Raw genomic sequence first — 21,752 nt, 5'->3', positions numbered from 1 at the left:
TTTGTCCTTTACTTAAACATTACCTTAACTTGAAGGATCGACTACCCGGCCATAACTGTGCAAACATTGCGCTACCACTCAGAAAACGGTCGAATGTGAGCGAAGGACTTCGAAACAAACTCGACGCAGGTTTTTGGCAACTGCTCGACACACCAGTTCGGAACCAAGGTCGGAACCACTGCTCGCTTCAGAGTCACTGCCCGTCAACGTTCGACATCAACATGGAGGACCTCACAATGAGCGCACCAACCTTCAATACCGCCGCAGACGCACTCATGACGCCCGGACAGGTAGCGGCATTGTTTCATGTCGATCCCAAGACCGTGACCCGCTGGGCACACGCGGGACGACTCGGCTCGCTTCGCACACCAGGGGGACATCGTCGATTCCGTGAGACCGAGGTCATGCAGCTTCTGCGCTCGCTGACCACGGAAGCGGACCACAACTGAGCGTCTGCAGCCCGCAAAGAGAAACACGTACTACCCGACAGATACAGCATTGACGCACTGAGCCGAAACGCTTGTCCGCACTACTTCTGGTGATGCGGGCCGGAGACTGAGTAGGCTCGAACTCAGTTCCCTGAGGAGGTGCGCCGTGTTGTATCTGTTGGCGTTGGTGGGTTTGGTGACATTGATCGTTCTGATGTGGAAGGCATTCGGGCCCGATCCGTCGACGCGTGCCCCGGTGAGCGGCGTGCGCGGGCCGGATGACGATCCCGAATTCCTGTGGAATGTGAACCAGCAAACACGACGCAAGCGCACGGAAGGTCCGGACGTACCGCCGACTGACACGTCGATGTAGCGTCCGGGCGTCACCCGGCTGTCCGATTACCGCCCCGGCAACCCGAACGGGGAGGCCGGAAAGTCCTGCGCAACCACCGCAGCCAACTCCAGCACCGCTTCCCGAGTACCTGGGCGGAGCCGGTCCAGGTCGATTTCGGCGCCCTCTTCCAAATGCTGGTCGAACGGAATCAGTCTCACTGCTCGACAGCGCTGCTCGAAGTGCTCGACGACCCGCGGTAGATCAACCTTGCCCGAGCGAGGCCGCACCGCGTTGATGACGGCCACGGACGTGGCGACCAACCTGCCGTAACCGTGAGCGTCGAGCCAGTCAAGAGTTGCGGAGGCGCTACGCGCACCGTCGACGGATCCGGAGCTGACGACGATCAACGAATCTGCACCCTCGAGAATGGCCTGCATCGCCGAGTGCATCAAGCCGGTGCCGCAGTCGGTCAGAACTATGCTGTAGAACTTTTCGAGCATGTCGACCGTGCGCGTGTAGTCCACGCCGCTGAATGCCTCCGAGACTGCTGGATCACTGTCGGACGCAAGCACTTCGAGCCGGTGCTGGTTTTGCGATGTATAGCCTCTGACGTCGCTGTACTTCTCGATACTGTTCTCGTCACGCAGCAGGTTGCGCACCGTTGCCGGCGTCTCGAGCGGGATTTTCTGACTCAGGGTTCCCCGGTCCGGGTTTGCATCGACTGCGACGACACGATCGCCGCGAATCGAGGCGAACATCGATCCCAGCGTCGCAGTTGTCGTGGTTTTGCCGACGCCACCTTTGAGACTGAGCACCGCAACCTTGTAGCAGCCCTGCAGGGGCTGGTTGATCTGGCGCGTCAACTCGACGACATGCTGATCCTTCGCACCGTTCCCGAGGTTCACCGAACGGCCGGACATCGTGTACAGCGCCTTGCGCCAGCCACCAGCCGGGGCTGGCCGGACAGGCTTGACGAGGAGCGCAGCCGAGAGGTCTTGCGCCGTCATCGAAAGAGCCGGTTCGGGACGATTGCCGGGAGCGGGGTTGAATCCGGCCTGCTGTATCGGAGGGTGAACCGGTACCGCCGGCGGCGGAGCAACCGGCATCGCCTGCCCGTTCTGCAGGGTGTGACCATTCTGCGGCGCTTGACCGTTCTGCACCGGCGCAGCGCCGGGGTGACCGAACTGCCGAATCACGGGATTGGGCTGATGCATGCCAGGCAAAGACGGTGCCTGCGGTTGCTGGAGCGGTCTCGCGGTTGGGCGCGCAGTCGGACCGGGCTGGTTCTGGACGCGCTGCGAGTTCTGAACGGACCCTGCACGATTCGTGGGTTCGTAGGTCTGCATCGGCATCGCGGGTGAGGACGCGAACAGGCCGTTGACCGGGCCGGGCTGCGCCGCCGGGTACTGGATGACCGGAGTATTGGGGCCCGAAGTTTCAGGAGCCGAAGTGTTAGGTACCGGAGTGTTAGGTACCGGAGTGTCAGGAGCCGGAGCCTTGGGGTCCGGAGCCTGAGCTGATCCTGGAGATTGAGGTGTTCCTGCCGCCGGAGTCACTGAGGTCGTCAGCGGCGGCGGGCCCGCGGGCGCACTGGGCGCCTGGCCGGCTAATTGCTGGAGCGGACCGGAGTCGGCCGGCGCCACGAAGAGACTGCGAACATCGCCGGGAACCGAGGCGGATGAGGGCTCGGGCGCGGATGCGCGCGGATGTCGCCGCGTCGGCTCGGCAGGGCGCACCGGCTCCCACAGTCCCGCTCCGGCGTCTTCAATCTTGCCTGCTCCGGCGTCTTCAATCTTGTCGGCCATCTCGCCGTTCCCCCTCGTCGATCCCACAGCTACGAGACAGCTAGTTATTCACCGAGCTTCATCGTAGCTGGTGCCGCCCCTGACTTACCTACCGGTGATACCTACAGACCGGTCGGCAGCCACCCACGGTACCTCGAGAGGATCAGTTGAGTCCCGCGTAAGAGTGCAAGCCGGAGACGACCATGTTGATGATGAAGAGATTGAACAGCATCGCAACGAAACCGGCGATATTGATCCAAGCAGCCTTCGTCTCCCGCCACCCGGACGTTGCCCTCGCATGCAGGTAGGCCGCGTAGATCACCCAGGCGATGAAGGACATCGTCTCCTTCGGATCCCAACCCCAGAAGCGTCCCCACGCAGCTTCCGCCCAGATGGCACCCAGGATTACGCCCGCGCCGAACAGCGGAAACGCGATGATCGTGCTCTTGTACGCCAAGCGGTCGAGAGTCTGGGCGTCCGGCAGTCGCTCTGCGATCCGGCCGCCGATGCTCGTGCCTTCGTCACCGGGCGGGAACTTCAGTCGCAGCAGGAACAGGAGGCTCGCGATACCGCCGATCATGAAGATGCCGGAGCCGACGCTGACGATCGTCACGTGAATCGGAAGCCAGTACGAGCGCAGCGCCGGAACCACGGGAGCCGCGTCGGCGTAGAGGACCGTGCCGGCGAGGAACATCAGAATCAGAACGGGAACCAGCAGGAAGACCCACATCGGACGGTAAGTCGGCTTGATCAACAGGACGTGCCCGACCAGCAACGACGCCGCACACGCCATCGCCACGAATTCGTACATGTTGCCGAGTGGGAATCGTTCCGTCGCAAATCCGCGGAGCACGATCGACGCGATGATCAGAACCGTTCCGACGACCAGGACAGCTCGGCCCATTCCGCCGAATCGCTCCGAGAGCGACTTGGTCGAAGTCTCCGTGACCCTGCCCGGCACGGAAGCGTCGACTCCGCCGGCCGAGACCAGTTCCTTGTTCTGAACCGCCTTGGCTCTGGCCGACGCGTACTGCACGATGAGCAGCACGAACGCCAGAACGAGCACGGTGAAGGCGGACTTGAAGGCCCAGTCGCTGTACTGCGCGAGTGTCTCGTTGGTTGTCATCGGGCGTTCTCCTGGGCGTGCGGTTGTTTCACCGCGGTGGTCGGATTGCTTTTCAGCAAGCGGTCGGTGAGGCGGTCGAACTCGTCGCCCCAGCCTGCGTGGTCGGTGCGGGCAAGCCCACCAAGTTCTACTACAGTACGTCGTTCGTCATCGGGATAGATACGTGCCCAGACGCGGCGACGCTTGATCACGAGCGAGACAAGCAGACCCGCCATCATCGTCAACGCCGAAACCAACACCCACACCTGAGCGGGATCGTGGGAGACCTGAAGGTTCACGAAGTCGACGGCACCATCGAATCGCACCTGGGTGCCGTCGGCAAGCGTCGCGCTCTCCCCTGGGAAGAGATTGACTCGATCCTGCTTGACCAGTCGACCCTGATTGATCAGTTCGGTGTTGAGTTCGAACAGCGATTGCGGGTTACCGGTATCGAGTCCGGTATCGCCCTTGTAGATGTCGATGGCGACGGCCGGGTCGTTCATCGCCGGGTAGCTCGACGACAGAAGGTTGCCGTGGAACAGCGCGGTGGGCGCGAACAATCCTTCGATGGCAATCTGATTCTTCCGACGCTCGTCCGCATCGGGATACATGCCGCCCGGCGGGTCGAAACGCATCGCGCCACTGCTCAGGAACGTCGTTGCGTCGTCGGGACGCCACTGGAGCGTCTCGGTGCGGGTCTCGCCGTTCGGGAACGTGACGGTGAAGGTCGGCGCGTATCCGTGTCCCTGCAGATACACACGATCGCCGGCGATCCGCAGCGGGTGGTTCACCTGGATGGTCGTGTCCCGCCAGGTATCGGACTCGAGGTCGTCGCCTGCCTGGTACGAGATGTCCGATGTGAACATCTCTGCCTGACCGGTCTCGAGGTAGTCGGCCTGGAAATTTTTCACACGTACACACAGCGGGGTCATGCCGGTGCCGTCGAGGCTCAGACCGGCGACGAACGAGTCGAACACGGCCGGCGAGGTCGTGCAGAAGCCAGGTCCGTCGTTGGCGATGACGATGCGATTGCCCTCGTAGCCGAACAACTTGCCCGCGGCGATCGCAATCAACAATCCGACCAACGACAGGTGGAACACGAGGTTGCCGAATTCGCGGAGGTATCCCTTCTCCGCCGAGATGGTGATCTCGCCTTCACGGCGCGATTTCGTATCGCCGCGACGCGTTTCGACGCGCCACCCACGCAGTTCTTTCGACACCCGGGCGGCAAGTTCGTCGGGACTCTCGCCGTCGACGACGCTCTTGGTGTGGTGCGGCAGGCGAGCAAGATTGCGCGGCGCGTTCACCGGACGGGTGCGCAGCGCCTTCGCGTGCTCCACGCAACGCGGCAGTATGCAGCCGACCAGCGAAATGAAGAGCAATGCGTAGATCGCGGTGAACCAGAAACTGCTGAACACGTCGAACAGTTCGAGGCGATCCATCCACGGACCGAGCGTCGGCCGTGCGGCGATGTAGTCAGCGACCTTGCCCTCGTTGAGGGTTCGCTGTGGCAGCAGGGCGCCGGGTATAGCAGCAAGCGCGAGGAGGAACAGCAGTACCAGCGCGGTCCGCATCGAGGTGAGCCCGCGCCAGGTGTTGCGCCCGAGTGCAACGACTCGACCGATCACCGACTGCTTCGGCAGGACGGGTATCGAGTTGTCGTTATTGTCGTCAGCTGTCATATCGGCAGCGTCACCTCCGAGATAAATGCGTCACGAACCCAGCCGACGAACTGGTCCCACGCGCCTGTGACGAGGGCGATTCCCACTGCCACCAACATGATTCCGCCGAAAATTTGAATGGTGCGTGCATTACGCCGCAACCAGCCGACGCCGGTCAGCGCACGTGCCGACCCCAGCGCCAGAAAGATGAACGGCAGGCCGAGCCCGATGCAGTACGCGACGATCAAGGTGACACCGCGCGCGGCGGTCATCCCGTCGGTTCCCGCGGCTACGGACATCACACCTGCCAATGTCGGTCCGAGGCATGGCGTCCACCCCAGCGCGAACACACCCCCCAGTAGCGGTGCCCCCACCAGCGACGACACACGACGCGGTTCGAAACGAACGTCTTTCTGCAGCGCCGGTATCAGTCCGATGAACACCAGGCCCATCGCGATCGTGACCACACCGCCCACGCGCATCAGGACCTCGCGGTTGACGAGCAGAGTCGAGATCACGCCGAAAACCGACGCGGTGGCGAGAACGAAGACGACGGTGAAGCCGGCGACGAACAGTCCGGCCGCACCGGCGACCCTCAAGCGACTGCTTCGGGTGATCATCCGGGTCCTCGCCTCGTCGGCGGTGATCGCGGGGGCGTCGGCGCCGACGACGCCGGCGAGGTAGGAAAGGTAGCCGGGAACGAGCGGCACGACGCACGGTGAAGCGAACGACACCAGACCAGCGAGCACGCAGGCGCCGAGGGCCAGCAGCAGCGGACCGGACGACGCTGCGTTCTGAAACGCTTCGCCCACACCGGCACTCAGTGTGTCGCTGCCGGCCAGCAGCGTGGTGGTCGTGGTTGTCATGTCTACTGCGCGTCTTCCTGAGCTATTCGCTGGACGACGGGCAGCAAATCCTCGGCGAGAAGTTCTTGGAGAAATACCGCGGCGACGCGGTGCTGGCGATCGAGGACGATCGTCGTCGGAATGACCGACGTGGGGTAGCCGTCACCGAGGGCGATCAGCGAACGCATCGACGGGTCGTAGATCGACGGGTACGAGACCTTGTTGTCGACCACGAAGTCCTGCGCTTTGTTCTTGGTGTCGTCGCGGACGTTGATGCCGAGGAACTGCACGCCCGAATCCTTGGTCTGCTCGTAGACCTGTTCCAGATCGTCGGCTTCGGCGCGGCACGGCCCGCACCACTGACCCCAGACGTTGAGGACGACGACCTTGCCCTCGAAGTCCTCGACGCCGACCTTCTGACCTTCGTTCATCAGATCGGGCCCGGAGAGCTTGCCGATGGTGCCTCGGTCGGACGGCGGATCGTAGAAGATCTTGGTTTGTCCGCCCGGTGAGACGAAGTCGAAAGTTCCGCCCTGTGCGACGGCGTCGTCGCCGGTCGCGCAGGACGAGAGAAGAAGCATCGCCGACGCAGCGGCTGCGAATGCTGCGGCGATGCGGCGCGAAATCATGCCACCGGAGCGGAGCGGAGTCATGCTCCTGTCACTCTCGGGTCGGAGGCACCGGCAGGTTCGGAGTAGACGATGTCGACCAAGGTGTCGCCCTCGTAGACCAGTGACGTCAACGAGGCCAGACCGCACTGACGGTGACGGGGGTCGTGCCAGAGTCGCTCGCCCTGCAGGAATCGACGCAAAGTCCAGACCGGAAGCTGATGGCTGACAACGACGGCTTCGTGTCCGACTGCCGCGACGCGTGCGGCGTTGACGGCTGCCAGCATCCGATGGGCGATCTGCAAGTAAGGCTCGCCCCAGGAGGGGGTGAACGGGTCACGCAGTTTCCACCAGTGACGCGGACGCGAGAGCGCACCGTCACCGACAGCTACCTTGAGACCCTCGAATTCATTGCCCGCCTCGATGAGGTTCTCGTCGGTGACGATGTCGAGCTTGTGCGCCTCGGCGATCGGAGCCGCGGTTTCCTGTGCGCGCTGCAGCGGCGACGCGACCACGTGGGTGATGTCGTGATCGGAGAGCACGGATGCGACCGCACGAGCCTGTGCCTCGCCCGCCACCGACAACCGGAAGCCCGGGAGCCGTCCGTAGAGGATCCCGCGCGGGTTGTGAACTTCGCCGTGGCGAAGGACATGGACGATGGTGCGGGTGGACGTGTGGTCGGGGTGATCGGCGTCGGTCACAGTCGAGGGTCCTCGCTGAAGATGATGGATGTCGGAAGCGTGCGGGTGTTCTGAAACCGGTCAGGGCTTGACGGCAGCAGCTGCGGCCTTGGCTGCGTGAGGCATGGCGTCGGCGATGATCGAGAATGCTCGATCGTCGAGTGCTGCGGAGACGAACCACGCTTCGAATGCGCTCGGCGGCGGGTATACGCCACGGGAGAGCAGCGCGTGGAAGAAGGCGGGGAATCGCCAGGTCTGCGCAGCTTTGGCTTCGTCGTAGTTGGTCACCGTGTTCTCGGTGAAGAACACGCTCACCAAGGTGCCTGCGTACTGCACTCGGTGTTCGACGCCTTCGGCGGTGAGTGCTTGGGTCATGAGGTCGCCGAGGGCGGTCGCGTTCCGGCCGAGCTTGGCGTACACCTCGGTGTCGGCGGCGCGCAGGCTCGCGAGTCCGGCGGCGACGGCTACGGGGTTACCCGAAAGGGTGCCCGCCTGGTAGACGGGACCGTCCGGTGCGAGGTGGCCCATGATGTCGGCGCGGCCGCCGAATGCTGCGGCGGGCAGGCCGCCGCTCATGACCTTGCCGAAGGTGTAGAGGTCACCTGCGACGTTGTCGATGCCGTACCAGCCCGAGGCACTGACGCGGAATCCGGTCATCACCTCGTCCATGATCAGGAGTGCGCCGTGCTCACGGGTGAGACGACGCAGACCCTCGTTGAAGCCGGGAAGCGGCGCGACAGCGCCCATATTTCCGGCGGCAGCTTCGGTGATGACGCACGCGATGGCGCCGGGGTTGGCGGCGAACGCCGCGGCCACTGCGTCGAGATCGTTGTAGCGGACGACGATGGTGTCTTCGGCTTGCGCGCCGGTCACACCGGGCGAGGTCGGCAGTCCGAAGGTCGCGAGGCCTGATCCGGCGTCGGCGAGAAGGGCGTCGACGTGGCCGTGGTAGCAACCGGAGAACTTGATGATCTTGGAACGCCCGGTGAATCCGCGGGCGAGGCGGACTGCGCTCATCGTGGCTTCGGTTCCGGAGTTGACCAGACGAACCTTTTCCACGGGCGCGACGCGGGCGACGATTTCCTCGGCGAGAGCAACTTCGCCTTCGGTGGGCGCACCGAAGGAGAGACCTCCGAGGGCTGCTTCGCGAACGGCTTCGACGACTGCGGGGTGAGCGTGCCCGAGAATCATCGGACCCCAGGACGACACCAGGTCGACGTAGTTGTTCCCGTCGACGTCGGTGAGGGTGCAGCCGGACGCTTCGCGAATGAATCGCGGTGTTCCGCCGACCGAACCGAACGCGCGGACGGGCGAGTTGACGCCACCCGGAATCACGTTGCCGGCACGTTCGAAGAGCCGAGCGGAGTTCGTTGCATGCACGTCGGGATCACCGGAAGACACAGTCACGGCTTCCAGTGTCCCAGTTCTGTCGAATCTGACAACGACAGGGTGTAGGACTTCGGTGCTCGGGGCGAGTTTTCCGGTCGAACCGGGCCCCGCGTGAGACGATTTCGGGCATGAAGCGACTGTTGACGACGCTGATGGTCTCGGCTGCGATTCTTCTCACATCGTGTGGTTCGGACGCTTCCAGTGACGACAGGGCGACAATTTCGTCGTCGCCAAGTGCCACGGAGGCGGTTGGAACGACCGCGGCAACGAGCACCGAGCCCGCGTTTCTCGGCGGGTGTTCGGCCGTATCCGTCTACGTTCAGCAGCGTGTTCAGAGCGGCGACACGTCGACACAGACGGCGGGAGCCGACTTCCTGAAGATCGTCGAGAACGACCCTTCGTACCAGGCTATGTCCGAGAGCGAGAAGGAACTCTTCCGTCAGGGAATCGAAGCGGGCGCCGCAGGCTCCTGCTGAATGTGAGGGTTGGGATCGAACCGGGTTGCCCGCGGTGCGCTACGCGCTATCGTCGGTTCCATGGCCACCACAGCGGACCACCTCAGGACAACACTCGACGGACGCTGGCGGGAGGTGCGTGAGCGCGTTCGCGGCGAATTGAACGACGAACGTTTTGCTCCGCACTACACACCCAACACCGCCATAGCGCGTTCCAAGGCTCTCGAACAGATGCGGGTTCTCGCCGATCTCGGTTACGCCGCAAACGGTTTCGCGGTATCTCACGGCGGAACGGGCGACGCCGGCGGCGCCGTCACCAGCATCGAGATGCTGGCGATGTCCGACCTCTCGCTGATGGTCAAGGCGGGCGTCCAGTGGGGATTGTTCGGCGGCGCCATCGAAAACCTCGGTACCGAGCGTCACCACCAGGCGTACGTCAAACCGCTGATCGATCTGGACCTACTCGGTTGCTTCGCGATGACCGAGACCGGCCACGGCAGCGACGTACAAGAACTCGAGACCACGGCAACCTACGACGTCGAGACGGGCGAGTTCGTCGTCAACTCCCCCACTCCGTCCTCGCGCAAGGACTACATCGGCGGCGCTGCACAGCACGCCACCGTCGCGGCGGTGTTCGCTCAGTTGATCACCGGTGGCGAAAGCCAGGGCGTCCACTGTTTTGTCGTGCCGATCCGCGACGACGCCGGCACCGACCTCCCCGGCGTCACGACGTCCGACTGCGGACTCAAGGGAGGACTACCCGGAGTCGACAACGGTCGCATCGTCTTCGACCAGGTTCGAATCCCGCGTGAGAACCTGCTCAACCGTTACGCCGACGTCGCCGAGGACGGCACGTACAGCTCGGCGATCGACAACCCGAACCGTCGTTTCTTCACAATGGTCGGCACGTTGGTTCGCGGACGTGTCACGGTCGGTGGTTCGGCAGCAGCTGCCGCCCGCGTAGGATTGGCCATTGCCGGTCGATATGCCTTGCAGCGCAGGCAGTTCAGCGCTCCGAAGAGTGACGACGAGGTTCTGATCATGGACTACCTCGTCCACCAGAAGCGTCTGTTGCCGTTGATCGCCCGCTCGTACGCACTGCAGTTCGCACAGAACGAACTTGTTGCCGCGATGCACGACATCCAGAGCAGCGACAACCCGGATCCACAGGAGCAGCGCGAACTCGAGGGTCGCGCCGCCGGACTCAAGGCCGCCAACACGTGGCATGCCACGCGGGCCATCCAGGAGGCACGCGAAGCGTGCGGCGGCGCAGGCTATCTCGCGGAGAACCGTCTCACCGCACTCAAGGCGGACACCGACGTGTTCACCACGTTCGAGGGCGACAACCACGTTCTGACGCAGTTGGTCGCCAAGGAACTGCTCACCTCCTACGCCGACGAAGTACGCGGCATGAGCCCGGTCGACTGGATGCGCTTCGCCGCTACGACGGTCTCCGACGTGGTCAAGAAGCGCACGGCGGCGCAGCAGATCCTGCAGACGATCGTCGACACCCGCCAGGACAACGAAGAGGACGGCAGCCTCTTCAACCGCGGCACCCAGATGAAGATGTTCGAGGACCGCGAGGAGTACCTACTCGCCACTGCGGCAAGGCGATTGCAGGCTGCACAGAAGCGCGAGGAGAACCCCTTCGACGCGTTCAATTTCGTGCAGGACCACGTGCTCAAAGCCGCGCAAGCACACATCGAGCGCGTCATCCTGGAAGCATTCGTCGCCGGAATCGACTCCTGTGAGGACGAGACCACAAAGGAACTCTTCGGCGAGGTGTGCGACCTCTATGCACTGTCCGTCATCGAGGAGGACAAGGCCTGGTTCATGGAGCACCGGCAGCTGTCGGTGGAGCGTTCGAAGGCCGTTACGCGCGGGATCAACGAGCGTTGCCGCACCCTGCGCCCCCACGTCGAGACGCTGATCGACGGGTTCGGCATTCCGGAGATCCTGCTGGGGTCGGCAATGTTGGACGGACCGGGTACGGACACTGTGCGATTGAAGTAGGCGGTTGGGTGGGGTCGGCAATCGCCGACCCCACCGCACTTAGTGTGCTGCCGCCCTTTTCGACTGGCGAGAGGCGACCAGTCCGGTCAGGCCGAGTGCCGCGATCAACCAGATGCCCAGAACGAGTACCGCCTCGCCACCCAAGTAGACGACGGAGCGAATGGGGCTCCATGGCCGCCGATCTGCGCCAGAATGAACGAATGTGCTGCCAGAATCTCGGCAGGAACGACACCGGGCTGGAACGACACCGTGATGGCGCCGCCCGAACTCGGGAAGTTGACGAAGACCAGCACCGTCAACACTGCAAAGATCGCCGCAAAACACTGCGGTCGGGCGATGCAGGCACTGATCGATCAGTACTGAGCGAAGACCTCGTCAGCGAACCGTCGAATCGAATCGAATCGCGATCACGAACACCCGTCGGCGGGATGTTGATACCGAAGGGGTCGAACGAACCGTGTCGTTCAGGAACGAACGAGGCGAGCGATAGCTGCCTGAGCTTCCTTGATCTTGACATCCGCTTCCGGACCGCCCTGTTTGGCAGCTTCGACGACGCAACCTGCGAGGTGGGCGTCGAGAAGCTTCAGGGATACGGACTGCAGCGCGCTCGTCGCGGCGGACACCTGGGTGAGCACGTCGATGCAGTACCGGTCGTCTGCGACCATGCGCGAGATTCCGGCCACCTGACCTTCGATACGACGAAGGCGTTTCAGCAGATCGTCCTGCTCGGGGCTGTAACTACTCATACCGCAAGTATACCCCCTACCCGTATGAGGGCTAGCGGGATGCGACGAAGCCCACCCGGACGCGGCGCACGACATCGATGGCCATGAGCCCCGCAACCAGAATCGACACCCCGGCACCCGAGATCCAGAGGCCGTCGTAGTGCGTGCTCTCGAACGGCGGAGCGCCCTCCAATATCGGGCCGAAGTCGGTAGTCGTCGTACCCGACCGCCAGCACACGATCACCAGAATCGTGGCGGCGACGATGCCGAGGACACCGATCCACGTCTTCACGTCGACGAGCGGAGATGGCTGCGACTCAGTCATCGGCACACCCGTCCGGTTCCACACCAACCGTGACAACCTGGCTCAACGCCTCCCGAAGTCCCTGATCGTCTTTGGCCCACGCCCGCACCAATCCCCCGGTGGTCAGACGCAAGCCGATACCGTGCCGACGCCTCGGCACTCCGGACAGCTCACCGAGTGCGCGTGCGGTTTCCCACGGTTCCATTTCGTCCTCGTAGGCCGCGTCGTCGGACTCTGGGAACACCTCGGCGATCTCGGTGATCGGCACCTCTTCGGTTCCCTGACGCAAAGTAGTCGCGGTCAGAAGTACGCTCGCATGCCGGCGCGCGGCAATCACCTGCACGTACACCAATCCGGTGAGAATCACAGCAAACATCGCCAGACCGAACCAATGCACGACGGGGCCGGTGAACAGTTCGATGACCAAGGCGATCAGGCAGAAGATCGGACCGAACGCGACGGCCCACCACCGCGAACCCGGTTCGTAGTAGAGAACGTCCGGGCCACTTTCGGGAGCATGGTCAGCCACGGGCAAACCAACTTCGTGTGGTGTCTCGGTAGATCGCAATGCAGGCACAGATCAGCATGACGGGAACAACAAGCGCGAGCACGGTACTGATCCCGGCCACGACCAGCGCGATCTGCAGCACAGCGAATACTCCGGACACGATCACGAGTATCCGTCGACAGAGAGGTTTTCCGGCGCGAGTAGGACCGGCAAGGCCGCCGATCGCGAGACCGGTCAACAGCAGAACCAGCCCGGACACCCGCACGAAGGTGACGTAGATATCGATGTTTCCAGCCGATACGCCTTGATCGGTGAACTGCTCGCGCAGCGAATACGACGCGCTGGTGACGTTGATCAGGCCAAAGAGTATGAGTAGGAACGCGCTGGCGATCCACAGCCAAAATGCTGCCTCGACGGCCGTCGGGCGCCTGACCTTCGTAGAGATACTCACGGGTTCAAGTGTGCGCTATCCGCTGACGATGCCCGGAATCATGAGCACCAGGAGTGTCACCAGAACAGAGGCGCCGAGGATCGCGAACAAGATCACTTCGGTGCGTGAACCACGTTGGCGCAGTGGCGCGTCGTGGGTGCTTTCTGTGCGCAGGGCGTCCTGAGAACTCATCGCGTGCGACCTCTCCCCTACTACTGCAGTGACCCGTTTCACAGTACCCCGAGCTACCTACCGGTTCCCCGCCGGGGGGAAACGAAGGAAGTACGGATTGGACTCTTTTCGGTGCATCATCACAATCGCGCCGACAGCAGCAACTGCCTGCAGGATTTCCGCTCCACCGAACAGCAAAGTGGCCGCGCCGCCGTCGCCGCCGAGCCCGAAGATCACCGGGATCGCGGAGACCAGCATGAAGACGCCACAGAACGTCAGCAACATTCGAGCCCAGTTCTTGCCGCGACTCATCGAGCGCACGAACAGAAGGAACACCGCGGTGACGATCACGACCAGCACTGCGGAGAACACGATGACCAGTGGGAACATACCGTCCACGTCGGAACGCGTCAGGCCGGCATCGACAGCTGCTTGGTTTCTGAGCATCTCGTCGACGAACATCGACTTCTGCCCGAGCAGCATCCAGATCATCGCGCCGCCCTGGACCAAACCCAGCGCCGTCACAGCCCACCACAACTGAATCGCAGTCACGACATCCGTCGGCGGCTCGGGTTTCGGCGCAGGCCCCGGGTATCCGTTGTAACCGGGGCCGTATCCCGGGATCTGACCGGTAGGCATCGGTCCGAGTTCGCGGTACGGCTGGTTCTCGAACGGCTGGTTCTCGTAGGGAGGTTCCCGGCGGGGCGGTTCCTGGCGCGACGGCGGCCACTGCTCGGTCATGAGACCAGCGTATCGGTCGATACCGGCGCAGCCACCATGCGTGACACCGTCACAGCCACCATGAGTGACACCGTCACAGCCATCCGGCGACTTCCGACGCCCAATAAGTGAGGACCACATCGGCACCGGCCCGGCGAATGCTGGTGAGCGATTCGAGAATCGCGGCATCCCGATCGATCCACCCGTTCTGCGCAGCGGCCGTAATCATCGAGTACTCGCCCGAGATCTGGTACGCCGCGACCGGAACTGGAGACCGGTCTGCCGTCTCACGCAGAATGTCGAGGTAGGACATCGCCGGCTTGACCATCACCATGTCGGCACCCTCGGCGATGTCGAGGTCTACTTCGCGCATCGACTCGCGGCGATTGGCACCGTCCTGTTGATAGGTACGACGATCACCTTGCAGGGAGGATCCAACAGCTTCACGGAACGGTCCGTAGAACGCTGACGCATATTTCGCGGCATAGGCGAGCTGACCGACCTCGACATACCCGGATGCATCGAGCGCACCGCGGATAGCAGCCACCTGACCGTCCATCATGCCGCTGGGTCCGAGCAGGTGCGCACCCGATTCCGCTTGCGCGAGAGCCATTTCGACGTATCGAATCAAGGTTGCGTCGTTGTCGACAGCACCGCCGGCAGTCAACACGCCGCAGTGGCCGTGATCGGTGAACTCGTCGAGGCAGGTATCGGCCATGATGACCGTCGAATCACCGAGTTCTTCTGCCAGCGCACGCAATCCGACGTTGAGGATGCCGTCGGGATCGGAGGCACCGGAACCCTGTGGGTCCTTGTCCTCCGCCTTGGGGACACCGAAGAGCATCAGGCCACCGACACCGGCTTCCACCGCTTCCACCGCGGCGGACCGCAGCGAATCGAGTGTGTGCTGGAAAACGCCTGGCATGGAACTGATCTCACGCGGCGAGTCGATGCCGTCGGCAACGAACATCGGCAAAACGAGGTGCCGGGGTTCGAGCGAGGTCTCTGCCACGAGTCGCCGGAGCGCTGGGGTGCGCCGGAGCCGGCGAGGGCGATGAGTGGGAAACACGAGAAGTAGCCCTCCTTCGTCGGGACCTGTGAGTGGTTGAGGAGCCCACAGACTCCTCAACCACTCACGGGTGCGCTAGCGCCTTCGAGACTTCTTACGCGGGGGCGGCAAAGCACCTTCGGCGCGCAGACGAGCTGCGTGCTCGGCCAGAGCCTCCACCAGCGGTCCCACCTGAGAGGTCTCGGGCTGCACGTCGACGCGCAGACCGAACTCGATAGCGGTTTCGGCCGTCTTCGGGCCGATGCACGCGACCAACGTGCGAGCGTGCGGCTTGCCGGCGATGCCGACGAGGTTACGCACGGTCGACGACGAGGTGAAGCAGACGGCGTCGAACCCACCGGTCTTGATCATCTCGCGGGTCTCGGCCGGCGGCGGCGCTGCCCGGACGGTGCGGTAGGCGGTCACGTCGTCGATCTCCCAACCACGTTCACGCAGGCCCTCGGCGAGGGTTTCGGTTGCAATGTCCGCGCGCGGCAACAGAACCCGGTTGACCGGATCGAAAACGTCGTCGTACGGGGCGAATTCGGCCAACAGGCCTTCGCTGGACTGCTCACCGGTCGGGATCAGCTCGGGGTTGATACCGAACGAGCGCACCTTGGCTGCGGTTGCTTCACCGATGCAGGCGATCTTCACGCCGGAGAAGGCACGAGCGTCGAGACCGAACTCTTCGAACTTCTCCCACACTGCGCGAACAGCATTGGTGGAAGTGAAGACGACCCACTGGTAACGACCGTCGACGAGACCCTTGACCGAACGCTCCATCTGAGCCGGGCTGCGAGGCGGCTCGACGGCGATGGTCGGAACCTCGATCGGGATCGCTCCGTGAGTGACCAGACGGTCGCTCATCTCGCCGGCCTGATCCTTGGTGCGCGGCACGAGGACGGTCCAGCCGTACAGAGCGCGAGATTCCCACCACGACATCTTGTTGCGTTGCGCGACGACCTTCCCGACGGTGACGATGAGCGAGCCCACCAGTTCGGATCCCGCTTCGTTGAGCGTGGCGAGAGTTGCCTCGACGGTTCGCTGCTGACGAGTGGTGCCGCGGACGGTGATGGCAGCAGGCGTCTGCGGAGCCAAGCCGTTCTCGACCAGCGCGCTGGCGGTCTCGGCGAGATGTCCTGACGTTGCATGCAGGACAAGCGGTCCCGGTGCAGCGGCCAGAGCAGCCCAGTCGACTTCACCGCGAACGTCGGCCTCGGTGTGACCCGAGCCGAGCGCCATACCGGCGTAGCTCGGCACTGCCGAACCGGATGGAAGACCGGGGAGGACCTCGAACTGAACCTGCGTGCGAGCGACCGCGGTGACTTCTGCAATCACGGAATCCGTGGTCAGCGGGTCACCGGAGACCAGACGCACGACGTCGTGACCGTTCTTGGCCTCGTGGACCAATGTCTTTGCAACCTCGGCCGGCTCACCGAGTGCCGGACGCACGTCCGCGATCAGCTCGCCGGTCTCCTCGTCACGACCCATGTCGATGCCGACGAGCGCGACGACGCCCTTGTCGACGTCCGGATCGGTGAATGCCATTGCGGCGCCGGTGAGGACGTCACGTGCGCGAACGGTGAGCAGGGCGGGGTCGCCCGGTCCCGATCCCACGAACAGGATCCGTCCGGGAGTGTTCTTTCGGACTCGGGTCATCGGTGATTCTCCAGTGCGCTGTATCGAAATGGGAACTTGGTGCAAGTGCAAAGTGGGGCGTCAAACATCGGCTGCCTCGCCTGTGGTCACGTTCATCAACTCTCGGGCGCCGAGTTCGAGTAACTCGTGCGCTACCGCTCGGCCGAGTTCCTCGGCCTTGTCCGGCGCACCGACGGCGCCGGTACGGATGACGTCCGAGCCGTCGATGGCGGCTGCGCAGCCGCGTACCGACAGTTCGTCGAAGATTCTGCCGTCGTCGTCGAGGGACTCGACGATTTCTGCAATCGCACCTACCGGCGCTGTGCATCCGGCTTCCAACTCGGCGAGAAGTGCACGCTCGGCAGTGACTGCTGCTCGGGTACCCGCGTCGTCGTGCTCGGCCAGAATTGCTGCCAATTCCGTATTGGCAGAAAGACATTCGACGGCCAACGCGCCCTGCGCCGGAGCGGGGAGCATCTGTACGGGCTCGATGTTCTCGGTGATGAGATCGAGCAGGCCGATCCGGGACAGGCCGGCGCGGGCGAGGATCACGGCATCCAGTTCACCGGATTCGACCTTGCCGAGGCGACGCTGCAGGTTGCCCCGCAGCGGCACGATGTCGAGGCCGAGCCCGAGTGCCTTCAGCTGTGAAACACGCCGCGGCGCCGAGGTTCCCACCTTGGAACCGGCCGGAAGCTCGCCGAGGACCAGACCGTCGCGGGCGACGAGCGCGTCACGCGGATCCTCACGAGGCGGAATCGCAGCGATGACAAAACGCGGATCCTGCGCGGTCGGCAGGTCCTTGTAGGAATGCACTGCGACGTCGACGCGGTTGTCCAGCAAGGCTTCTCGAAGCTCAGCGGTGAATACTCCGACGCCGATCTTCTGGACGGGATCCGTGGACTGATCGCCCTTGGTCTTGATGATGACCAACTCGGCGGGATGTCCGGCTGCAATGAGGGCATCGCGCACGGTTCCGGCCTGTGTGGTCGCGAGAAGACTTCCGCGAGTGCCGATCCGCAGCGGGCTCCCCGATTGCGGGGTGGTGACGCTCATGCCTGCAGGTCCCTTCCAGTGCGGTCGCCGTCCACCAGATCGGTGGGTGTGGCCACGGCCGCGGGAGATCCGGGGCTGAGTTCGAAGAGTTCGCGCAGCGCTGCTGCGTAGGAGTCGCCGCCGGGGGCCGACGCCAGTTGCTTGACGCGCACGGTCGGGGCGTGGAGAAGCTTGTCCACGACGCGGCGCACGGTGCGCGCAACCTCGTCGCGCTGCGGATCGTCCAGGCCGGGTAGACGCGAATCGAGCCGCATCAGTTCGGCTTCGACGACGTCGGCGGCGCGCTGACGCAAAGCCGTGACGGTCGGAGTGACCTCGGCGAGACGCTGTCCCGCAAGGTACGTCGCAAGCTCGCCGGCAACGATGGTGCGTGCGGCATCTGCGTCGGAAGCGGCGGCGCCTGCCGCCGGATCACGCTGGAGCGTCTCCATGTCGAGAACGGTGACACCCGGCAGGCCGGCGACGGCGGGATCGATGTCGCGCGGCAACCCGAGGTCGCAGATGACCAGGTGCTTTGTGTTGTTGCGATCGGGCTCGGCGAGTGCGCGGTGCACATCCGCCAGGGTGACCACTGCCCCGACCGCGCCGGTACAGGTGACCATGACATCGGCTTGCGCCATCGCGGCCGAAAGCTGGTCGAAGGCAACACCGTCGGCGTCGACGCCGTTGGAGCGTGCTGTCTCGGCGAGGTGCTCGGCTCGTTCCTGCGTCCGGTTGACGACGACGATGCGTTCGATTCCGGCACGGGTGAGGTGCGCGACGGACAGACCGCCCATCGAGCCTGCCCCGACGACCACGGCAGTGCGGCCGACCAGGCCGCCCTCGCCGATGATGCCGGCTGCACGATCGAGAGCCACGGACACGACTGACGCTCCGGCGGAGTCGATTCCGGTTTCGGAATGCACTCGCTTTCCGACGCGCAGTGCCTGCTGAGCCAGTTCGTGGACGACGCGTCCAGCGGCCTGCTGCGCATCCGAAGATGCGTAGGCAGAACGGATCTGGCCGAGAATCTGCTGTTCGCCGATCACCATCGAGTCGAGGCCACTGGCTACCGCGAAGAGGTGTTCGACCGCTGCTTCGCTGTAGCGGACGTAAGCGTGAGCGTGCAGCGCCGTCAGGTCGAGACCTGAATGGTCGGCCAGGATCTCGCCGACTTCGGTGAGAGCACCGTGGAACGCGTCCACCACCGCGTAGACCTCCACGCGGTTGCAGGTGGAGACGATCATCGCTTCGGAGATGTGCGAGGACGCCAGAAGCTTGTCGATCAGCTTCGGACGATCGGTGTCGGTAACAGCTACTCGCTCGAGCACCGGGACGGGCGCGGTTCGATGCGAGACCCCGACAAGCAGAACACTCACGGCGCGATCACTGATCCGTTTCTTGTCGAACCTGCTCCGACCGGAGCGGGTGAACTGGTGGATGGAACTGACGAAGCGGATGCGGCGTGAGCCACGCGTACTCGCGGCGCGCTGGATGCCTGATCGGCATTGCGCGCACTGTTGAAGGAGAGAACCTGCATCTCGACGGCCAGATCGACGCGCCGCAGTTCTACGTGATCGGGAACGTCGAGGGCGATCGGCGAGAAACTCATGATGCAGCGCAGCCCGGCGCTGACGAACTGGTCGCACACGCCCTGCGCTGCTTCGTCCGGTGTGGAGATGACGCCGATGGTCGCGTTCAGTTCGCGGCAGGCGACGGTCAGTTCCTCGGTGCTACGCACGACGAGGTCGCCGACTCTGCTTCCGATTCGATCTGCGTCACTGTCGAAGAGTCCGACCATCTCGAAACCGCGGCGGCTGAATCCGCCGTAGCCGACCAGCGCCTTGCCGAGGTTTCCGACTCCGACGAGGACGACCTTGTGCCCACGATCGAGTCCGAGTGCACGCTCGATGCGAATGCGGAGCCTGTTGACGTCATACCCGACGCCGCGGACGCCGTTGGGTCCGAGGAACGACAGATCTTTGCGCAATTTCGCTGATCCGACACCTGACGCCTGGGCAAGCTCCTCGCTCGAGACGATGGAGGTACCCCGGTCGGACATCACTCCGAGGACCCGCAGGTATGCGGCCAAGCGCGTCACCGTAGCCTGGGGGATGACGCGATCCTGAACGATCGAGTCGGTGACCGAGGCGCTGGCAGCGTCGGTGACAGAAGAGCCCGCAGCGCCGGTGACGCGCTGAGCCACAGGCTCATGCGTCTGGTGCGGTTCGGTCACGTCGCTGGCTCCTCGTCCGGTCGACACGACTGTCGACCTCCACGATGCTCCGGGGGGAATGTTCACACCACGGTAACCGCTTGTGAACCCATGCACAAAGTTGCTCGAGACGGGTTCGATGTGCCGTTCACCTGCAAAGCGGCTCCGCGGACATCTTTGAGGGTTGCCTTACTTGCGTAAATCGTCGCGAAGGCGTTCTTCGTCAACTTCCCAGTAACCGTGCTCGCGTCCGTCGAGAAGAATGACCGGCAATCTGTCCCCGTACTCCGCTCTCAGCTCTGGATCCGTCGCGGCAGCTTCGTCTACGTCGATGCACGTCAATTCCAGCTCGAACTCGGAACAGACCCGTCGTAGTACCTCCGCCGCGCCGACGCAGGACGCGCATCCTGCGCGTGTCAACAGGGTTACTTCATGCGTAGCTGCAGTCATCGACGCAGACCTTTCTTCAGCTGGGATGCCATCTACTTGATCGGTCGAGTGTGCCTCCAGAGCCCCACTCGGTACCAAATCGGCGGAGAGGAACGTCACACACCCCAGGGAAGGTCGCCATCCAACCCATCGGGCCTCATTGCGGAGGATAGGCTGACTCGAAGAGTTCTCTGCTCGAGAGTGCAACACGGGAGGTGCGGGTGCCTGCGCGATCACTACCGAACGGCTCCGGATTCGGATCAGGGCTGGCCGGGGTCATACTCCCCGGACGTCGCCATGTGAAAAATCCGCTGGGCCCGAGTGAGTCGGAAGTTCGAGCCAATCTCGCCGGCGAGGCGAGTGCTGATGCAGCCCTGGCGTTACACGAAGCTTCCAACCCCACAGAACCCGAAACTGGCGAAGAGCCGCCGACCGTTCCGCGCGACCTCACGGCCGCCGCATTCTTCGACGTCGACAACACCATGGTGCAGGGCGCATCGATCATCCACTTCGCCCGTGGTCTCGCTGCTCGCAAGTATCTCAAGACCTCGGATCTGGTCGATTTCGCATGGAAGCAGATCAAGTTCCGAGTCACCGGCAGAGAAAGTAGTGACGACGTCGCGGAGGGCCGTGAGAAAGCACTGTCATTCGTGGCCGGTCGATCCACTGCCGAACTCGCCCGCCTCGGCGAGGAGATCTACGACGAGGTCATCGCCGACAAGATCTGGCCAGGCACGAGAGCGTTGGCCCAGATGCATCTCGACGCCGGACAGCAGGTGTGGTTGGTGACGGCGACTCCTGTCGAACTTGCTCAGGTCATCGCTGAGAAACTGGGACTGACCGGCGCCTTGGGCACCGTCGCCGAGAGTGAGGACGGCGTCTTCACCGGCCGGCTCGTCGGCGACATCCTGCACGGCATGGGCAAGGCTCACGCCGTGCGGACACTGGCCGTACGTGAAGGACTCAATCTCAAGCGCTGTTCCGCCTACTCCGACAGCCACAACGACGTGCCGATGCTCTCTTTGGTGGGGACGCCCGTGGCGATCAATCCCGACGCAGATCTTCGTGAACTCGCGAAGAACCGTGGTTGGGAAGTTCGCGATTTCCGCACCGGACGAAAAGCGGCCAAGATCGGCGTACCGACGGCGCTCGTGCTCGGAGCTGTCGGCGGGGCGCTCGCGGCAATTCTTGCAAGGCGCAAAGAACAGAACGCCTGAGCGGGTGCGG

25 protein-coding genes are annotated in these 21,752 nt (G+C 63.7%); 6 read left to right on the top strand and 19 right to left on the bottom strand.

All coding sequences use genetic code 11. The features are described 5' to 3' along the window. Positions 1–236: 236 nt before the first annotated feature. Positions 237–449 (top strand): BldC family transcriptional regulator, encoded by a 213-nt coding sequence (locus ACSW29_RS09615; protein ID WP_230812117.1) that lies wholly within the window; start codon positions 237–239, stop codon positions 447–449. A 145-nt stretch (positions 450–594) separates the two neighbouring features. Next, positions 595–801, top strand: coding sequence for a hypothetical protein (locus ACSW29_RS09610; protein ID WP_317825131.1), 207 nt, complete (start codon positions 595–597; stop codon positions 799–801). 26 nt (positions 802–827) lie between these two features. Here the strand turns inward: ACSW29_RS09610 and ACSW29_RS09605 are convergent, their stop codons facing one another. The 7 genes from ACSW29_RS09605 to hemL all read right to left on the bottom strand — a co-directional run bounded on the left by ACSW29_RS09605 (position 828) and on the right by hemL (position 8,852). Continuing rightward, on the bottom strand, positions 828–2,114 hold the full coding sequence (locus tag ACSW29_RS09605; RefSeq protein WP_448277425.1) for an AAA family ATPase: 1,287 nt from the start codon (positions 2,112–2,114) through the stop codon (positions 828–830). Positions 2,115–2,709: 595 nt separating this feature from the next. Next, complete coding sequence (gene ccsB / locus ACSW29_RS09600) at positions 2,710–3,672, bottom strand: c-type cytochrome biogenesis protein CcsB (RefSeq protein ID WP_317825129.1); 963 nt, start codon at positions 3,670–3,672, stop codon at positions 2,710–2,712. After that, complete coding sequence (gene resB / locus ACSW29_RS09595) at positions 3,669–5,333, bottom strand: cytochrome c biogenesis protein ResB (protein ID WP_317825128.1); 1,665 nt, start codon at positions 5,331–5,333, stop codon at positions 3,669–3,671. Before resB ends, ccsB begins: the two co-directional genes overlap by 4 nt. Next, positions 5,330–6,178, bottom strand: a complete 849-nt coding sequence (locus ACSW29_RS09590) for a cytochrome c biogenesis CcdA family protein (protein WP_448277125.1) — start codon at positions 6,176–6,178, stop codon at positions 5,330–5,332. Before ACSW29_RS09590 ends, resB begins: the two co-directional genes overlap by 4 nt. A gap of 2 nt (positions 6,179–6,180) precedes the next feature. After that, the gene (locus ACSW29_RS09585) at positions 6,181–6,786 is read right to left on the bottom strand and encodes a TlpA disulfide reductase family protein (protein WP_317825535.1); all 606 of its coding nucleotides are present in this window, start codon (positions 6,784–6,786) and stop codon (positions 6,181–6,183) included. A gap of 20 nt (positions 6,787–6,806) precedes the next feature. After that, the gene (locus tag ACSW29_RS09580) at positions 6,807–7,466 is read right to left on the bottom strand and encodes a histidine phosphatase family protein (protein WP_230816948.1); all 660 of its coding nucleotides are present in this window, start codon (positions 7,464–7,466) and stop codon (positions 6,807–6,809) included. A gap of 60 nt (positions 7,467–7,526) precedes the next feature. Further along, positions 7,527–8,852, bottom strand: coding sequence for a glutamate-1-semialdehyde 2,1-aminomutase (hemL, locus tag ACSW29_RS09575; protein WP_448277124.1), 1,326 nt, complete (start codon positions 8,850–8,852; stop codon positions 7,527–7,529). 110 nt (positions 8,853–8,962) lie between these two features. Between hemL and ACSW29_RS09570 the strand changes: the two genes are divergently transcribed. From ACSW29_RS09570 to ACSW29_RS09560, 3 genes are all read left to right on the top strand, one after another. After that, positions 8,963–9,310, top strand: coding sequence for a hypothetical protein (locus tag ACSW29_RS09570; RefSeq protein WP_230816946.1), 348 nt, complete (start codon positions 8,963–8,965; stop codon positions 9,308–9,310). 60 nt (positions 9,311–9,370) lie between these two features. Beyond that, entirely contained in the window at positions 9,371–11,302 is a 1,932-nt protein-coding gene (locus ACSW29_RS09565; protein WP_347871462.1) for an acyl-CoA dehydrogenase family protein, read from the top strand. Positions 11,303–11,494: 192 nt separating this feature from the next. Continuing rightward, positions 11,495–11,665: a hypothetical protein gene (locus tag ACSW29_RS09560; protein WP_448277123.1), complete on the top strand. Its 171-nt coding sequence runs from the start codon at positions 11,495–11,497 to the stop codon at positions 11,663–11,665. Positions 11,666–11,766: 101 nt separating this feature from the next. On the opposite strand, the gene ACSW29_RS09555 is transcribed toward ACSW29_RS09560, so the two are convergent. From ACSW29_RS09555 to ACSW29_RS09500, 12 genes are all read right to left on the bottom strand, one after another. Continuing rightward, a complete protein-coding gene (locus ACSW29_RS09555) occupies positions 11,767–12,048 on the bottom strand; it encodes a metal-sensitive transcriptional regulator (RefSeq protein WP_003942012.1) in 282 nt (93 codons plus the stop codon). A 31-nt stretch (positions 12,049–12,079) separates the two neighbouring features. Then, a complete protein-coding gene (locus ACSW29_RS09550) occupies positions 12,080–12,352 on the bottom strand; it encodes a hypothetical protein (RefSeq protein ID WP_448277122.1) in 273 nt (90 codons plus the stop codon). Further along, positions 12,345–12,860 (bottom strand): hypothetical protein, encoded by a 516-nt coding sequence (locus tag ACSW29_RS09545; RefSeq protein ID WP_448277121.1) that lies wholly within the window; start codon positions 12,858–12,860, stop codon positions 12,345–12,347. Before ACSW29_RS09545 ends, ACSW29_RS09550 begins: the two co-directional genes overlap by 8 nt. Next, on the bottom strand, positions 12,853–13,290 hold the full coding sequence (locus ACSW29_RS09540) for a hypothetical protein (protein WP_042951199.1): 438 nt from the start codon (positions 13,288–13,290) through the stop codon (positions 12,853–12,855). The genes ACSW29_RS09545 and ACSW29_RS09540 overlap by 8 nt, the downstream gene beginning before the upstream one ends. Before the next feature lie 15 nt (positions 13,291–13,305). Next, entirely contained in the window at positions 13,306–13,461 is a 156-nt protein-coding gene (locus ACSW29_RS09535; protein WP_230816942.1) for a hypothetical protein, read from the bottom strand. Positions 13,462–13,518: 57 nt separating this feature from the next. Beyond that, positions 13,519–14,181, bottom strand: coding sequence for a hypothetical protein (locus ACSW29_RS09530; protein WP_230816941.1), 663 nt, complete (start codon positions 14,179–14,181; stop codon positions 13,519–13,521). 73 nt (positions 14,182–14,254) lie between these two features. Further along, positions 14,255–15,229: a porphobilinogen synthase gene (gene hemB / locus ACSW29_RS09525; RefSeq protein ID WP_317825121.1), complete on the bottom strand. Its 975-nt coding sequence runs from the start codon at positions 15,227–15,229 to the stop codon at positions 14,255–14,257. Positions 15,230–15,304: 75 nt separating this feature from the next. Further along, positions 15,305–16,867: a bifunctional uroporphyrinogen-III C-methyltransferase/uroporphyrinogen-III synthase gene (locus ACSW29_RS09520; RefSeq protein ID WP_003941969.1), complete on the bottom strand. Its 1,563-nt coding sequence runs from the start codon at positions 16,865–16,867 to the stop codon at positions 15,305–15,307. A gap of 60 nt (positions 16,868–16,927) precedes the next feature. Beyond that, complete coding sequence (hemC, locus tag ACSW29_RS09515; RefSeq protein ID WP_448277120.1) at positions 16,928–17,902, bottom strand: hydroxymethylbilane synthase; 975 nt, start codon at positions 17,900–17,902, stop codon at positions 16,928–16,930. Continuing rightward, positions 17,899–19,260, bottom strand: a complete 1,362-nt coding sequence (locus ACSW29_RS09510) for a glutamyl-tRNA reductase (RefSeq protein ID WP_317825119.1) — start codon at positions 19,258–19,260, stop codon at positions 17,899–17,901. Before ACSW29_RS09510 ends, hemC begins: the two co-directional genes overlap by 4 nt. Next, on the bottom strand, positions 19,257–20,144 hold the full coding sequence (locus tag ACSW29_RS09505) for a redox-sensing transcriptional repressor Rex (RefSeq protein WP_230816938.1): 888 nt from the start codon (positions 20,142–20,144) through the stop codon (positions 19,257–19,259). Before ACSW29_RS09505 ends, ACSW29_RS09510 begins: the two co-directional genes overlap by 4 nt. Before the next feature lie 141 nt (positions 20,145–20,285). Continuing rightward, on the bottom strand, positions 20,286–20,546 hold the full coding sequence (locus tag ACSW29_RS09500) for a glutaredoxin family protein (RefSeq protein WP_003941953.1): 261 nt from the start codon (positions 20,544–20,546) through the stop codon (positions 20,286–20,288). A 200-nt stretch (positions 20,547–20,746) separates the two neighbouring features. Between ACSW29_RS09500 and ACSW29_RS09495 the strand changes: the two genes are divergently transcribed. After that, positions 20,747–21,742 (top strand): HAD family hydrolase, encoded by a 996-nt coding sequence (locus tag ACSW29_RS09495; RefSeq protein ID WP_230816937.1) that lies wholly within the window; start codon positions 20,747–20,749, stop codon positions 21,740–21,742. Positions 21,743–21,752: the final 10 nt, after the last annotated feature.

The sequence above is a fragment of the Rhodococcus sp. GB-02 genome (assembly GCF_053470465.1).
Note: the sequence above shows the minus strand (reverse complement) of the source record. Positions and strands in the feature narration are given on the sequence as shown.